The organism is Pseudocitrobacter sp. 2023LY-00077 (assembly GCF_055796175.1).
In genome coordinates, this window is sequence record NZ_JBSPEI010000001.1 from 453,951 (window position 1) to 468,990 (window position 15,040).

10 protein-coding genes are annotated in these 15,040 nt (G+C 57.3%); 1 reads left to right on the top strand and 9 read right to left on the bottom strand.

Translation table 11 applies throughout. The features are described 5' to 3' along the window. Positions 1-36: 36 nt before the first annotated feature. From ACWWFX_RS02085 to ACWWFX_RS02120, 8 genes are read right to left on the bottom strand one after another with little or no spacing between them, the layout of a single operon-like run. Positions 37-1,530, bottom strand: a complete 1,494-nt coding sequence (locus ACWWFX_RS02085; RefSeq protein ID WP_473223082.1) for a HEAT repeat domain-containing protein — start codon at positions 1,528-1,530, stop codon at positions 37-39. After that, positions 1,448-2,134: a tetratricopeptide repeat protein gene (locus ACWWFX_RS02090; RefSeq protein WP_473223140.1), complete on the bottom strand. Its 687-nt coding sequence runs from the start codon at positions 2,132-2,134 to the stop codon at positions 1,448-1,450. Before ACWWFX_RS02090 ends, ACWWFX_RS02085 begins: the two co-directional genes overlap by 83 nt. Positions 2,135-2,190: 56 nt before the next feature. After that, entirely contained in the window at positions 2,191-2,913 is a 723-nt protein-coding gene (gene baeR, locus ACWWFX_RS02095; protein ID WP_015963811.1) for an envelope stress response regulator BaeR, read from the bottom strand. Beyond that, the gene (gene baeS, locus ACWWFX_RS02100; protein ID WP_456145956.1) at positions 2,910-4,337 is read right to left on the bottom strand and encodes an envelope stress sensor histidine kinase BaeS; all 1,428 of its coding nucleotides are present in this window, start codon (positions 4,335-4,337) and stop codon (positions 2,910-2,912) included. The genes baeR and baeS overlap by 4 nt, the downstream gene beginning before the upstream one ends. Continuing rightward, the gene (gene mdtD, locus ACWWFX_RS02105; RefSeq protein ID WP_473223083.1) at positions 4,334-5,749 is read right to left on the bottom strand and encodes a multidrug transporter subunit MdtD; all 1,416 of its coding nucleotides are present in this window, start codon (positions 5,747-5,749) and stop codon (positions 4,334-4,336) included. Before mdtD ends, baeS begins: the two co-directional genes overlap by 4 nt. Further along, entirely contained in the window at positions 5,750-8,827 is a 3,078-nt protein-coding gene (gene mdtC, locus ACWWFX_RS02110) for a multidrug efflux RND transporter permease subunit MdtC (RefSeq protein WP_473223084.1), read from the bottom strand. Beyond that, positions 8,828-11,950, bottom strand: a complete 3,123-nt coding sequence (locus ACWWFX_RS02115; RefSeq protein WP_473223085.1) for an MdtB/MuxB family multidrug efflux RND transporter permease subunit — start codon at positions 11,948-11,950, stop codon at positions 8,828-8,830. It lies immediately after the preceding gene. After that, the gene (locus ACWWFX_RS02120; RefSeq protein WP_473223086.1) at positions 11,950-13,203 is read right to left on the bottom strand and encodes an MdtA/MuxA family multidrug efflux RND transporter periplasmic adaptor subunit; all 1,254 of its coding nucleotides are present in this window, start codon (positions 13,201-13,203) and stop codon (positions 11,950-11,952) included. The genes ACWWFX_RS02115 and ACWWFX_RS02120 overlap by 1 nt, the downstream gene beginning before the upstream one ends. 276 nt (positions 13,204-13,479) lie before the next feature. On the opposite strand from ACWWFX_RS02120, the gene ACWWFX_RS02125 reads away from it, so the two are divergent. Further along, positions 13,480-13,539 carry a type I toxin-antitoxin system Ibs family toxin gene (locus tag ACWWFX_RS02125; protein ID WP_473223141.1) on the top strand — a complete coding sequence of 20 codons (60 nt, stop codon included), beginning with the start codon at positions 13,480-13,482 and terminating at the stop codon, positions 13,537-13,539. Between the two features lie 87 nt (positions 13,540-13,626). On the opposite strand, the gene yegD is transcribed toward ACWWFX_RS02125, so the two are convergent. After that, positions 13,627-14,979 carry a molecular chaperone gene (gene yegD, locus ACWWFX_RS02130; protein WP_473223087.1) on the bottom strand — a complete coding sequence of 451 codons (1,353 nt, stop codon included), beginning with the start codon at positions 14,977-14,979 and terminating at the stop codon, positions 13,627-13,629. Positions 14,980-15,040 lie beyond the last annotated feature (61 nt).

Below are 15,040 nucleotides of genomic sequence, written 5' to 3' on the forward strand. Positions count from 1 at the left end.
TGTCATAGCACCGCTTAGCTGGCTTTAACACCCATATTATGTCCTTTTGAAGGGCAAATAGCTCCATAATGTCGCGTGAAATTCAGGGTGTCGGGTAAACAATTCATTAAGTTGCTGACGTTGTTGAGCATCAGGCTGAATTCCTGAGAGGTTGAAATTTTTCTGCCATATGGCGAGCTGCTTGTACCCGTTCTCTTCAGCCAGCGTCGGATGAAATTGCAGTAACAGAATTAAGCTGTCCCATTTATTCAGGTTATGACACAGACGATAATACGCCGAAGTATGTCGGACCGATGGCGCATGCTTCAGCAGATGGTGTATTTCATCACGTGTTATAGGAAAGCGATAACGAAGGATTAAATTCACCAGAAATGTAATCCCGCAAGCGTCCGGGGAAGCCAGCGCTGCCAGTACAGGCGCTTTTATTTCCGCATGTGGGGCGACTTCTGCAAGAATATGTATTGCGGTCAATTGCAGAGGGCGTAATTCCTGTGATAACCCCCAACGCGCCAGCGCCAGAACGTTCGGATCATGAATGTGATGTAGGCCATACAGGGCTGCACGACGTTGAGAAGGCGAATATTCGGCAGATACCACGGCACTAAGCCAGCATTGCGCTACGTTGATGTCGGGCATCAGCATATTCCGGGTTCGCAGACGGATCAGTGCTCTGTTGTCCATCAGTAGCCGGGTATAAAGCGTGGGAGGGATCGCCATTCCGCGATCGCCAAGGCAAAACAGGGTTGATTGACGAATGCGCGGCCAGCGGTCCTGTAGTAGACGAGCCAGAAGTTTGGCACTAAGCGGCAATTGTTGACCTAACCAGTGTTCTACCGCTTGGGTGCGCAATCCCGTATCGGGCTGGCGGAGGACAAGAAGCATCAGGTCTTCGTCATTAAAGCGATCATATTCAATAAGCGTTTGCAACACTGCGCGGGAGATCCTCCTGTCAGGACAAACCAGCCAGTGTTGCAACTGAGGCAGATTTTCATCGGTCAGCAGAAAATGCATGATTTCAGCCACGAACTGCGTGTGATCGCTGCGCTGGCAGATGAGCAGTTTGCGAACGGCAGGCAAATTCACCGCGAATGCCGCCGTATTGTTATGAGTCATCAGGCCGCGTAACGCTGTTTTTGCGGCCAGGCGAACTTCTTTTACCCAGTCATTGGCAGAGGCTAACAGTTCTTCAATAGCCGCAATATCCCGCCGGAGTCCCAGGCATTGCACCGCTTTTTCCCGCAGATGCCCGTTGTGGTGATGGGTGAGTTGGCAGAGCACAAAGGTGTCATGAATATCACAGTTTTCAGGCAGCGCATTGCGCGGATCGTTCACCATCGACTGAAGCTGCGCATTCAGTTGCGACACGTCATCAACAGGCCGTTTTTTTGCGCAAGTTGAGCCATTAAGCCTGGGTGAGAAAAGTGAAATCAGTTTTTTAATCATGGGGTTAATTGATACGAAGGTAATGCCCGTCAGCGCCGACGTAGGCGCCAAAACCGCAATCTTCCGGGGTATCAGTGCTGGCGTCAATGGCCTCTGGTGAAAGGCTCAGGCTGATATTGCAGTGAATCGTTTCATTGCCATCCTCACGCACTGCGATTACCCCTTTATCGTTTTTCAACGTCACCTTTTCAGAAAGCTCACCGATATTTGGCCCAACGTAAACCCCCATCATTCCGAAGTAATAACCTTGAAAATCAACCTGCCAGGTGTCTTTTGGCTGCGTGGGTTTAAGCGTTAATGTGTTCCAGGTCGCTTTCCCGGCGTAATCCCAGTACTCTCCCGTCGCTGAAGGAGGACGTGGCAGAGCCGCCAGCTTATCCTTGATTAGCTCCAAATTGTAGACTGATTTGGCGTCATCGGGTTTAATCATCAGCCAGGCACGGGCTTTGCGCCATTGCCCTTCACGCATCCAGGTCAGCGCCACATTGTTGTATGCCGTGGCGATGGATTTGTCATCGAGATTGCAAGATTCACTCCATGTCGCTTGTTGCTCGAATAAGTTACGTGCCATGGGGTAGTTTTTCGCTTTGTAGAATGATTCGCCCTGGCTGGCATAAGAGGGTATTTTGGCGCAATCGGCATCGAGTTGTTCCTGAGAGATTTCCGCATGAGCGAGACCCGATGCCAGCATTAAGAGTGCAGCGTACTTCCATGTTTTCAAGTAAATGTTCCTTTAAGTATGGGTTTCTACGCCATCCGGCACGCATCCGCTTCCCAGCGATATCCCACGCCATACACCGCGCGGATAAACGACTGTTCGGCGTCGAGCGCTTCCAGCTTGCGGCGCAGGTTTTTAATATGGCTGTCGATGGTGCGGTCAGTCACTACGCGATAGTCGTCGTAAAGGTGGTTCAGCAGCTGTTCGCGCGAGAAGACTTTTCCCGGTTCCTGCGACAGGGTTTTCAGCAGGCGGAATTCTGCGGGGGTTAAGTCCAGCAGGCGATCGCGCCAGGAGGCCTGAAAACGGTTTTCATCGACAATCAGCGGGCTTTGCGCGTCCAGCGCCTGCACGTCGCGGCGCGGTTTGCAGCGGCGCAGGATGGTTTTCACGCGCGCCACCACTTCACGCGGGCTGTAAGGTTTGCAGATGTAATCATCCGCGCCGATTTCCAGCCCCAGCAGACGGTCGATCTCTTCGATTTTGGCGGTGACCATCACGATAGGCACTTCTGAGAAGCGACGGATTTCGCGGCACAGCGTCAGGCCATCGGTACCCGGCAGCATAAGATCCAGCAGGATCAGATCCGGCGGCGTATCGTGTACAAAAGGCAGAACCTGATCACCGTGGCTGATAAGCGTTGGCGCGTAGTTGGCCGCCAGCAAATAATCAATCAGCAACTGCCCCAGCTTGGGTTCATCCTCGACAATCAAAATGCGCGGGGTGTTTTCATCTATCGGTAACTCAGTCATAACTCTCTCGATGTGTCGCGATCCAGCGGTAACTCTACTTTAATGCTTACCCCGCCAAAAGGCGAATGGGCGGCATCAAGCCTGCCGCCGTGGGCGGTAACAATGTTTACGCAAATCGCCAGCCCGAGGCCGGAGCCGCCGCTGGCGCGGTTGCGCGATCCTTCCGTACGGTAAAAACGCTCGCACAGCATGGCGAGCTGTTCATCGCTGACGCCCGGCCCGCTGTCGGCGAACTCAACCGTAACGTTTTGCAGCGTCTTCCTGGCGCGAATATGCACGTCGCCGCCGCTGTCGGTGTAACGCAGGCTGTTTTCCAGCACGTTATTGAACAACTGCATCAGGCGGTCGCGATCGCCGAAGACCATCGCGCTATCGGGCAATGAAAGATGCAGCGTTAAGCCGCGGCTGGCTAAACGTTCGCGGAAAGCGCCAGCGGCAATTTCCAGCAGGGAAACGAGGTCAACGGGCGCTTTTTGATACGCCAGCGCGCCTTCGTCAGACATCGAAAGCTGATGCAGATCGTTCACCAGTTTGGTCAGCGTGGCGACTTCCGCCTGTAATGAGGCGACCGATTCCGGGGTGAACTTACGCACGCCATCCTGAATCGCTTCCAGCTCTCCGCGCAGCACCGCCAGCGGGGTGCGCAATTCATGAGAGATATCCGCCATAAAATCGCGGCGCATCTGCTGATTGCGATCGAGCGTGCTGGCGAGCTGGTTGAAGTCCTGCGCCAGCCTGCCGAGTTCATCGCTGCCGCGCGCGTCAACGCGCGTTGAGAAATCACCCGCCGCCAGTTTATGCGTGCCTTCCACCAGCCGTTTCACCGGTGCCAGCAAACCGCGCGCCAGCGGGAAGGTCGCCAGCGCGGCGAGCAGCGTCGAGAGCGCGACAATCAGCCAACTGGTACGGCGCTGTTGTTCGTCGAAATTAATATCCGTATTACGCGTCAGGCGCTCCACCGGCGAGGCGATGACTGCGCCCACTTCCAGCCCATCGACAACGATAGCGCGGCGCGTGCCATCTGGCGGAACGGGCTCACGAGGGCCTACCAAAACGCGTTCGCGTTGATCGACGACCCAAAACTGTGTTCGCCAGCCGTGCGGTGGCATGGAAGGCCCCGGGGGCCCTGGCGGGCCCGGTGGGCGATGCTCATCATTATTATCATGCTCGAATGAGCGCAAAATCTGGAAGATGAAGCGATCGTTATTACGCAGAAAACGCCAGTTACCGTGCTGGGCGTACTGCTCCGCCAGCGCGTCACTCAGTAGTTCAAGGCGCTGCTCGTTGCCGTGTTTGATGTAATCAATAAACCCGCGTTCAAAACTGACGCGTACCGCCCAGTGCATCGTGATTAACAGCACGATACAGGTGGCGAAGATGGCGAGGAAAAGTTTTCCGGTGATCCCCGGACGCCATAGTTTCACTGTTCACTCCTTTTTCGTCGGGCGATAACCACGTTTTTGGTGACGTCGTCAGGTACGCGGGCAAAAATCAGGGCGGGCAGGGCGATAATCAGCGCCATGCACAGATAGGTGTACATAAAGACCTGGTGCGTGGCGGCGCTGTCGGCGGCAACATGCTGCTGGCCGAACATCCCCAGCAGTAAGCCCGCCACGGTGACGCCGATACTCATCGAGAGCTGCATGATCATCGACAGCAGGCTATTGCCGCTACTGGCGTGTTCATCGGGCAAATCTTTCAGCGTCAGCGTGTTCATCGACGAGAAGCGGCTGGAGTTGACCATCCCCTGAATAAACAGCACCAGCGGCAGCGCGTAGTACCATCCCGCCAGCGCTGTCGCCATAAACAACAGGCTGACCAGCGCGAGGCCAATCGTGGTGGTGACCAGTACATGGCGATAGCCAAAACGGTTAACCACCTGCACCACAATACGTTTCATCCCCATGCTGCCGAGCACCATAGGGATCATCATCAGCCCGGCGTGGAACGGCGAAAATCCAAGGCCGATCTGCAAAAAGACCGGCGTCATAAAGGGCAGCATGCCGCTACCGATGCGCCCGGCGAAACTACCCGCAAGGCCAAGGGAAAACGTCGGTGTATTAAATAGCTTCAGGCTAAATAGCGCGTTGTCGTTGCCTTTGGCGTGCCAGAGATAAAACAGAATCGAGGCAACACCGACGGCGACCAGAATCCCCAACGTCAGGCTTGAGATGCCGAGCCCTTTCTGACCATCGAGCGCCAGCGTCAGCACCGCCATGCCCAGCGCCAGCACAATGAAACCGCTCAGATCAAAACGGCGAGTTTGCAGCGTGTAGTTGGGCATCAGCATCAGGGTGGCGATGCCGCCAATAATGCCGACCGGAATGTTGATCAGGAAGATCCAGTGCCAGGAGGCGTATTCCACCAGAACGCCGCCGAGCGCCGGACCCAGCAGCGGTCCAACCTGGCCGGGCAGAGTGACGAAGGTCATCGCCGCCATATACTGTGAGCGAGGGACGATTTTCATCACCGTGAGTCTTCCTACGGGGACCATCATCGCGCCGCCAACGCCCTGTAATACGCGCGCCATTACCAGCGCATTGAGCGTACCCGCCAGTGAGCAAAACAGCGACCCGGCGGTGAACAGGACAATGGCGGTGAAGAAGATATTGCGCACGCCCACTCTGTCCGCCAGCCAGCCGGAGGCGGGAAGCATCACCGCGACCGTCAGTACGTACGAGACCACCACCATATGCATATGCAGCGGGCTCTCCCCCAGACTTGCTGCCATAGAGGGGAGGGCGGTATTGACGATAGTGGTGTCCAGCGACTGCATAAAGAAGCCGAATGCCACTATCCACAGTTGCCAGCGCACGCTGGCGGGAAGTTCTGTCATTTACTCGATCACCGATTGTCGGGATTGACGCGAAAAACGCAGGCGCAGACGATCGAAAAACAGATAAACCACCGGGGTGGTGTACAGCGTCAGCAACTGGCTGACCACCAGGCCACCAACAATGGTAATCCCCAGCGGCTGGCGCAGTTCCGAGCCATCGCCGCTGGAAATCACCAGCGGTAAGGCGCCAAACAGCGCCGCCAGGGTGGTCATCATAATCGGGCGAAAACGCAGCAGGCAGGCATGGAAAATCGCTTCTTCAGGCGACAGATTGCCGTTTCGCTGCGCGTCCAGCGCAAAATCGACCATCATAATGGCGTTTTTCTTCACGATGCCAATTAATAGCATGATCCCAATAAGCGCGATTAGGCTGAATGGGGCATTGAACAGCTCCAGCGCCAGCAGCGCGCCGACACCCGCTGAGGGCAGCGTGGAGAGAATAGTCAGTGGGTGAACGTAGCTCTCGTACAACATCCCCAGCACAATGTAGACGGTGGCGATAGCGGCGATAATCAAAATTATCTGCGAGTTCATGGTTTCCTGGAACACCTGTGCGGTACCGGCGAACGAGCCGCGCACCGTAGACGGCACGCCAAGCTGAGTCATCGCGCGGTCAATCGCCTCGCTCGCTTCCGACAACGACTTCCCGGTTGGCAGGTTAAACGACACCGTCGAGGCGGCCGATAATCCCTGATGGTTCACCGACAGCGGCGCGTTAGCCGGTTGCCATTTGGCGAAGTAGGAAAGCGGAATGGCTTTGCCTTCGTTGTTAATGACGAACATTTTATCCAGCGCGCTGACGTCCTGGGTGTAGACCGGATCGACTTCCATCACCACTTTGTACTGGTTAAGCGGTTGATAGATGGTTGAAATCTGCCGCTGACCAAAGGCGTTGTTCAACAGACTGTTGGCTGCCTGAACGCTGATACCGAGGCGCGACATGGTTTCCCGGTCATAAACCAGATCCATCTCTGCACCATTGTCTTCCTGATCCGAGTTCACGTCCGCCAGTTCCGGCAAGGCGGCCAGCGCTTTGCGAATTTTCGGTTCCCACTCGCGCAGGGCGCTCAGGTCGTCAGATAGCAGCGTGTACTGATAGCTGGCGTTGGACTGACGCCCGCCGACGCGGATGTCCTGCACCGCCATCAGAAACAGCTTAGCACCGGGCTCTTTCGCCAGCTTCTTACGCAGGCGGTCGATCACCTGTTGCGCTGAATCATGCCGTTCACCGCGTGATTTCAGGGTGATAAACATCATCCCGCTGTTCACGCGCGAGCCACCGGTAAAGCCGGTCACGTTGTCCACCGCCGGATCTTCACGGATAATTTTCATGAAGTCCTGTAATTTTCCGCGCATCGCCTGGAAAGAGATGCTCTGGTCAGCCTGAATACCGCCCATCAGCACGCCGGTATCCTGCTCCGGGAAGAAGGTTTTTGGGATGGCGATATAGAGCCAAACGTTCAGCGCAACGGTGGCGAGGAAAACCAGACCAACCATTCGCGAGTGTTTCAGCACCCAGTGCAGGGATTTGCCGTAACCCTGTTGCAGGCCAACCAGCAAACGTCCCAGTCCCTTATTCCGGGTTGGCGTATGGGCAGGCTGGCGCTTGAGCATCCAGCCGCACATCATCGGCGTTAAGGTCAACGATACCGCCAGCGAAATACCAATTGCCACCGACAACGTCACCGCAAACTCGCGCAACAGGCGGCCCGGAAGCCCGTCCATCAGCAACAGCGGCAGGAAAACGGCCACCAGCGACACGCTCATCGACAGCACCGTAAACCCGACTTCCCGGCTCCCCTGAAGGGCGGCCTGCATCGGTTTCATCCCGGCTTCGATATGCCGCGAGATGTTTTCCAGCACCACAATGGCGTCATCCACCACGAATCCGGTGGCGATAGTGAGCGCCATCAGCGACAGGTTATTCAGGCTGAAGCCGCACAGATACATGGCGGCAAAGGTGCCGATCAGCGAGACGGGAACGGCGACGGCGGGGATCAGCGTCGCGCGACCGGATCGCAGGAACAGGAATACCACCAGGATCACCAGCGCGACGGAAATCACCAGCGTCTGCTCGACCTCTTCGAGAGAGGCGCGAATGGTTGGCGAGCGATCCTGCGCAATTTGCAGGTCAATCGCCGCCGGAATGGTCTGCTGAAGCTCCGGCAGTTCGGCGCGGATGGCGTCCACCGTTTCGATAATGTTGGCTTCCGGAAGTTTGCGGATCATCAACAAAATCGCCGGCTTAGCGTTGGTCATCCCAGCGTTACGCACGTCCTGCACCGAGTCGATGACGGTCGCGACATCGCCCAGACGCACCGCCGCGCCGTTATTGTAATGGATGATTAACGGCTGGTATTCCGCCGCCGTCTTCAGTTCGTCGTTAGTCTGAATCTGCCAGCGATGGGCGTTATCTTCCAGCGCCCCCTGCGGTTTGCGCACGTTGGCATTGCTGATGGCGGTGCGCACATCATCCAGCGACACGCCCTGATTAAACAGCGCCTGTGGGTTTAGCCCCACGCGCACGGCTGGCAGAGAACTGCCGCCGACATCGACATCGCCCACGCCGTCGATCTGCGCAATGCTTTGCGCCAGCTGCGTCGAGGCGAAATCATACAGCTCACCCTGGGAGTAGGTCTCCGAGGTCAGCGTCAGGATCATGATCGGCGCATCGGACGGGTTGGCTTTACGATAGGTCGGACGGCTGGGCATGCCGCTTGGTAACAGGCTTTGCGCAGCGTTGATTGCGGCCTGCACATCACGCGCGGCGCCGTTGATATCGCGATCAAAATTAAACTGCAAAATGATGCGTGTACTGCCGAGCGAGCTGCTGGAGGTCATTTCGCTGACCCCGGCAATGCGCCCGAGCGAACGCTCCAGCGGCGTGGCGACCGACGACGCCATGGTTTCAGGCGACGCGCCAGGCAGCGAGGCGCTGACCATAATGACCGGGAAATCAACCTGCGGCAGCGGGGCCACCGGTAACAGTCGGAAGCCCAACACGCCACAGAGGGTGATGGCGATAGAGATTAAAATCGTCGCCACCGGGCGGTAAATGAAGAGAGCGAAAAACTTCATTTACGCCTCCTCCTCATGTCGCGGGAAGCGTTTTTTCAGATGTAGCGCCAGGCGGTCAAACAGCAGATAAATGACCGGCGTGGTAAACAGCGTCAGCACCTGGCTGACCAGCAGGCCGCCCACCATGCCAATCCCTAACGGGCGACGCAGTTCCGCGCCGACGCCGGTACTCAGCATCAGCGGCAGCGCGCCGAGCAGAGCGGCGAGCGTGGTCATCAGTATCGGACGGAAACGCAGCAGACACGCCTGATAAATAGCTTCATGCGGCGGCATGCCCTGTTCACGCTCTGCCGCCAGCGCGAAGTCGATCATCATGATGGCGTTTTTCTTCACGATCCCGATTAGCAAAATAATGCCGATAATAGCGATCACATCCAGTTCGCTGCCGGCAATCATCAGCGCCAGCAACGCCCCTACGCCTGCGGTCGGCAGGGTAGAGAGGATGGTAATCGGGTGAATAAAGCTTTCATACAGCACGCCAAGCACGATATACATCGCCACGACTGCCGCGACGACCAGCCAGACGGTGCTGCTGAGCGCAGACTGGAAGGCCAATGAACTGCCCTGGAATTCGGTACGAATATCCGTCGGGAAACTGAGCGTCTTCTCAGCGTTCATAATCGCATCGACCGCATCGCCCAATGAATAGTCGCCCGCCACGTTGAACGAAATGGTGGTGACCGGGAACTGATCCAGATGGTTGATGGAGAGCGGGGCAAAACGCTGCTCGACTTTGGCGATGGCTGTTAAAGGCACCACACCCCCGTCGCTGCTGGTCAGGCGCACGTTATCCAGCGCCGCGAGCCCCGGCGTGGCTTGTGTGTCATGTTCCAGCACTACGCGGTACTGATTGGCCTGGGTATAAATAGTGGAAATAAGGCGCTGGCCGAAGGCGTTATACAGCGCGTTGTCCACGTCCGCCATGGAAATCCCCAAACGGCTGGCGCTATCGCGATCAACGTTAACGTATGCCACCAGCCCCTGATCCTGCCAGTCACTGCTGACGTCCGAAAGCTGCGGCAGGGTTTGCAGTTGCTCGACCAACTGCGGTACCCACAGGCTCAGGGCATCGAGCGAGTTCGCCTGAAGCGTGAACTGGTATTGCGTGCGGCTCACGGTGGTATCGATAGTGAGATCCTGCGTCGGTTGCAGGTAGAGTGAGATACCCGGTACGCGATCGACATTCTGTTGCAGGCGCTTAATCACTTTCTGTACGCGGTCATCACGCTCATCCAGCGGCTTCAGGTTGATTTGCAAACGCGCGCTGTTCAGCGCCGGGTTGGTGCCGTCCACACCGACGTATGACGTCAGGCTTTCAACCGCCGGGTCCTTCAGAATGATTTCAGAAACCTGCTGCTGGCGCTGCGTCATGCTGGCGAAGGAGACAGACTGAGGAGCCTGAAGTGTGCCCTGAATAATGCCGTTGTCCTGAATCGGGAAGAAGCCTTTCGGAATAACCACCCACAGAATAATCGACAACGCCAGGGTGCCCAGCGCCACGCTAAGCGTCAGCCACGGATGCTTCAGGACGCGGGCCAGCATATGCCCGTAACCCGCAATGACGCGGTCAAAGAAACGTTCGCTGGCGCGGGAAAAACGGTTCTGTTTGCGCAGTGATTCATGGCTAAGCATGCGCGCGCACATCATCGGCGTTAGGGTCAGTGAAACCACGGCGGAAATCAGTATCGCCACCGCCAGCGTCACGGCAAATTCGCGGAACAGACGACCGACAATATCGCCCATAAACAGCAGTGGGATCAGCACCGCAATCAGCGAGAAGGTGAGGGAGATAATGGTGAAGCCGATTTCGCCCGCGCCTTTCAGCGCGGCGGTCAGCGGTTTTTCGCCTTTCTCGATATAGCGCGAGATGTTTTCGATGACCACAATGGCGTCATCGACCACGAAACCGGTGGCGATGGTGAGCGCCATCAGCGTCAGGTTGTTGATGGAAAAATCAAGGAACACCATCACCGCAAAGGTACCAATCAACGACAGCGGCACCGCTACGCCGGGAATGATGGTCGCCGGAACGTTACGCAGGAACAGGTAGATGATCATCACCACCAGCGCAATGGCGAGCATCAGTTCAAACTGAGTATCGGTAACCGAGGCGCGGATATTGGTGGTGCGATCGGACAACACTTCAACTTTTACTGATTTCGGCAGGCTTTCAGTGAGCTGCGGCAGCATCTGACGAATGCTGTCGGCGGTAGAGATAATGTTGGCGCCAGGCTGACGCTGGACGTTCATCACAATCGCGTGTTGATTATTGGCCCACGCGCCAAGCCAGGTGTTTTCCGCACCCTGCTCAATGGTAGCAACATCGCCCAGACGCACCGGGGAGCCGTTCTGATAAGCGATAATCAGCTTGCGATACTCTTCCGCTGACTGCATCTGGTCGTTCGCGGATAACGTTACCGCGCGGGTCGGGCCATCGAGACTCCCTTTGGCCGAGTTGACGTTCGCGCTGGTGATAGCGGTGCGTACGGTTTCACTGGTTAACCCCAATGCCGCAATGGCCTGTGCATTCAGCTTCACGCGCACGGCAGGGCGCTGCCCACCCGCCAGCGTCACCAGCCCGACGCCGGAAACCTGGGAAATTTTCTGCGCCACGCGCGTTTCCACCATGTCTTCCACCTGGGTCATTGGCATGGCGGAAGAGGTGACGGCGAGCGTCATAATCGGCGGATCCGCCGGGTTCACTTTGCTGTAGACCGGCGGGTTAGGCAGGTCATCCGGCAGCAGGTTAGTGGCGGCATTGATGGCGGCCTGCACCTCCTGCTCGGCAACATCCAGCGGTAACGTTAACTGGAACTGAAGGGTCACCACTGACGCCCCGCCGGAACTCTGGGAGGACATCTGTTTCAGGCCGGACATCTGGCCAAACTGGCGCTCCAGCGGCGCGGTGACGGCCGACGTCATCACGTCCGGGCTGGCGCCGGGGTAGAGCGTGACCACCTGAATGGTGGGGTAATCCACTTCCGGCAACGCCGAGACGGGCAGGAAGCGATAGCCGATGATCCCGGCAATCAGGATCGCCACCATCAACAGGGTGGTGGCGACCGGGCGCATGATAAACAGGCGGGATGGTCCGCCCGTATTGCTCGGCGGTAAAACTTGCATCAGGAGCGCGCTCCTTTATGGCCTGCGGCAGCCGCGGGTTCAGCGGCTTTTGCATCGTTGGCGGCGCTGTGCGCTTCCACCACTTCAACTTTCGCGCCTTCGGTCAGACGGTCAATACCGTCCGTCACCACGCGATCGCCGGCGGAGAGCCCGGCGCTGATCACCACTTTCTGGCTGTCCTGAATACCTGGAACCACGGTGTGCTTGCTGACTTTATTCTCGCTGTTCAGTACCCAAACGAAGTGTCCGTCATTGCCCATTTGCAGGGCCGCAGCCGGAATCACCACCGCATCCTGTTGGGTATCCACCAGCATCCGCGCGTTAACGAACTGATTCGGGAAGAGGGCGTCATCCTGGTTGGTGAAACGCGCTTTCAGCTTGATGGTGCCAGTGGTGGCATCAATCTGGTTGTCGAGGCTCAGCAATACGCCGTCGCTCAGTTTCTGTTTGTTGGTGCGATCCCACGCTTCGACGGTCAGCGGTTTACCGGATTTCTGCGCGTTGACTACCGTCGCAATGTCATTCTCCGGCAGGGTGAACACCAGGTCGATGGGGTGTGTCTGGGTGAGCACGACAATGCCGGTGCTATCGCCGCTGGCAATCTGGTTGCCGATATCAACCTGTTTCAGACCCACGCGCCCGTCTACCGGCGCGGTGATACGGCTCCAGTCGAGCTGGAGTTGCGCGCTGGCAACGGCGGCTTCATCGGCTTTGATGGTGCCCTGCGTTTCGCTGACCAGCGACTGTTGTGTATCGAGCTCCTGGCGCGAAACCAGATTGGTTTTCACCAGTTGTTGATAACGGGCAAGATCGCGACGGGCGTTAGCCAGCGTCGCTTTGTCTTTCGCCAGTTGCCCCTGCGCCTGGGCGAGGGCAACTTTAAACTGGCTCGGGTCGATTTCCGCCAGCAGATCGCCGGCTTTTACCTGCTGTCCTTCCTGAAAGTGCAGCGCCATCAACTGGCCGTCCACGCGGCTGCGCACCGTCACGGTGTTGGCGGCGGTGATGGTACCTAATCCGCTCAAATAACGCGGTACGGCTTCCTGGGTGGCGGTCGCGGCCTGAACCGGCGCAAGCGTTGCGCCGAAGCGGCCACCATGACGTCCGCCACTCGCCGGGCGCTCTCCCTGAGCGGCGGCTGCCGGGCCTGCGGATTCTGGTGTGCGATTCATCAGCCAGTAGCCTGTCACTGCGCCGGCCACAATCAGCAATGCCAGCACAACCAGCCAGCGGGATTTGTTACTGCCTTTCATTTTAATGAGTTTCTCGTCCTGAAGCATTTCGCGGAATGATACTAGTTTAGTTACCGGATGGTCGGAAAAAATGGAGGAAATATGAAACACCGGGACGAATCGTCCGAATCACGACCGCTTTGCGAGGCCGCTCGGGGAATTGACACGCAGGAAGCACAGCAGAAGGAGGCTGCGTTAGAGTGCATCCTGAATCGCTGCAACGCAGAAAAGATGTTCAGCAGGGGGCTGAAAAGGGAAAGCCCCTCCCGAAGAAGGGGCCTTAAAAAGGAAAGGGTTATGATGAGGCTAGTCATCATACTGGTGATTCTCTTAGTGATTAGCTCCCAAGCATACTAAGACACCAGGGGGAGGGGGAAACCTCTCCCTTACCCTCACTCCTTAATTTAGGATTGCATCCCGAAGAAGTCAATGGCCTGGTAAGGCTTAACCAAACACCACCTGCGCCCAGCGGGCCAGACCGGCGGTGACCGAGCCAAAATCATCGCCACCGGCAATCGGAATTCCCGGCAGTTGCTCCGCCAGCGCTTTTTTGATCAGCGGAGAACGGGCGCTGCCGCCGGTCAGATAGATGATATCCGGCTTCTCTGCACTTTCGTTCAGCGCCAGATGCACCTGCTCCATTATGCGCGTCAGCGGCTGGTCCAGCGCTGTTTCCAGCCCCTGCTGGCTGATGGCGGTGGCGAGCTCATCGCTGATAAACGGTAAGGTCGTCGCCACTTCCGGACGGTCAGAAAGCGCAATTTTGCTCTCTTCCGCGCAGCGCACCAGGCGGTAGCTCAGGCGCTGTTGCCACACTTTATAGAGCAGGGCGACTTTCTCGGCATCGCGAGCGTCACGCGCCAGGTCGCGCAGCATGCGGCCATTGGCGCTGCTGTAGAAATCGGTCTGCGCCGGAACGTCGTTAATCGCTACGGCATTCCACCAGGGCAGAATCGGCAGGGCGATGCCTTTTTCGGTTTCGCCCCCCATACCGAGTAACGGCATCAGGCTTTTGAAGGCCAGCGCGATGTCGAGGTCGTTCCCGCCGACGCGGCAACCGCTGTGGCCGAGCAGGCTTTGTTCGCGGTCGAGTTTCTCGCGCCACTGCGGGCCCATCAGCAATACGGAGCAGTCAGTAGTTCCGCCGCCAATATCGACAACCAGCACGCGCTGTTCTTTATCCAGCGTCGCTTCAAAATCAAGCCCGGCGGCCACGGGTTCATACTGAAATACCACATCGCGAAAACCGGCGCGTTTCGCCGCGCGTTCCAGAATGCCCTGCGCCTGCGCGTTGGCGTCATCGCCGCCCAGCCCCTGGAAGTTAATCGGTCGGCCAATAACCGCCTGATCAATGCTTTCCGGCAGTTGACCCTGCGCTTGCTGGCGAATATGCAGCATCATCGCGCACACGAGATCTTCGAATACCGCGACCTGCTGCGGCTTTAGCCCGTTTGCACCGAGGAAGGATTTTGGCGATTTGACGAAGTAGACCTCTTCCGGGTCATCGATGTACTGGCGCAATGAGGCGAGGCCGAACTGCACGCTGTTGCTCAGTACGTCGATATCTTCATCGCGATTGTAGTTGACCGCCCGCCGTAGCAGCGCCTGGGTTTCATCGCCGGTAGCGGGTACCTGATGATGGCGGTAGAGCCATTCGCTGACCGCTTCGCGGGTGGGGGCACAGAGCATCGAAGGAAGCAGCGTGCTGCCGTTTTCCATGGTCAACAGGCGAGGTTTTCCCTCCTGCATCACCGCCACTGAACAGTTTGCCGTACCGTAGTCAAAACCAATAAACACCTTTAAATCCCCATGCCGGTGAAGAAGGGGGGCGACTTTACTTGCATTTTTTCCTGACGAC

Excerpts from the sequence above, each read along its gene's own strand:
- ACWWFX_RS02090 (WP_473223140.1), bottom strand. The coding sequence starts at position 2,134 with ATGCTGGCATCGGGTCTCGCTCATGCGGAAATCTCTCAGGAACAACTC.
- baeR (WP_015963811.1), bottom strand. The coding sequence starts at position 2,913 with ATGACTGAGTTACCGATAGATGAAAACACCCCGCGCATTTTGATTGTC.
- mdtD (WP_473223083.1), bottom strand. The coding sequence starts at position 5,749 with ATGACAGAACTTCCCGCCAGCGTGCGCTGGCAACTGTGGATAGTGGCA.
- mdtC (WP_473223084.1), bottom strand. The coding sequence starts at position 8,827 with ATGAAGTTTTTCGCTCTCTTCATTTACCGCCCGGTGGCGACGATTTTA.
- ACWWFX_RS02115 (WP_473223085.1), bottom strand. The coding sequence starts at position 11,950 with ATGCAAGTTTTACCGCCGAGCAATACGGGCGGACCATCCCGCCTGTTT.
- ACWWFX_RS02120 (WP_473223086.1), bottom strand. The coding sequence starts at position 13,203 with ATGAAAGGCAGTAACAAATCCCGCTGGCTGGTTGTGCTGGCATTGCTG.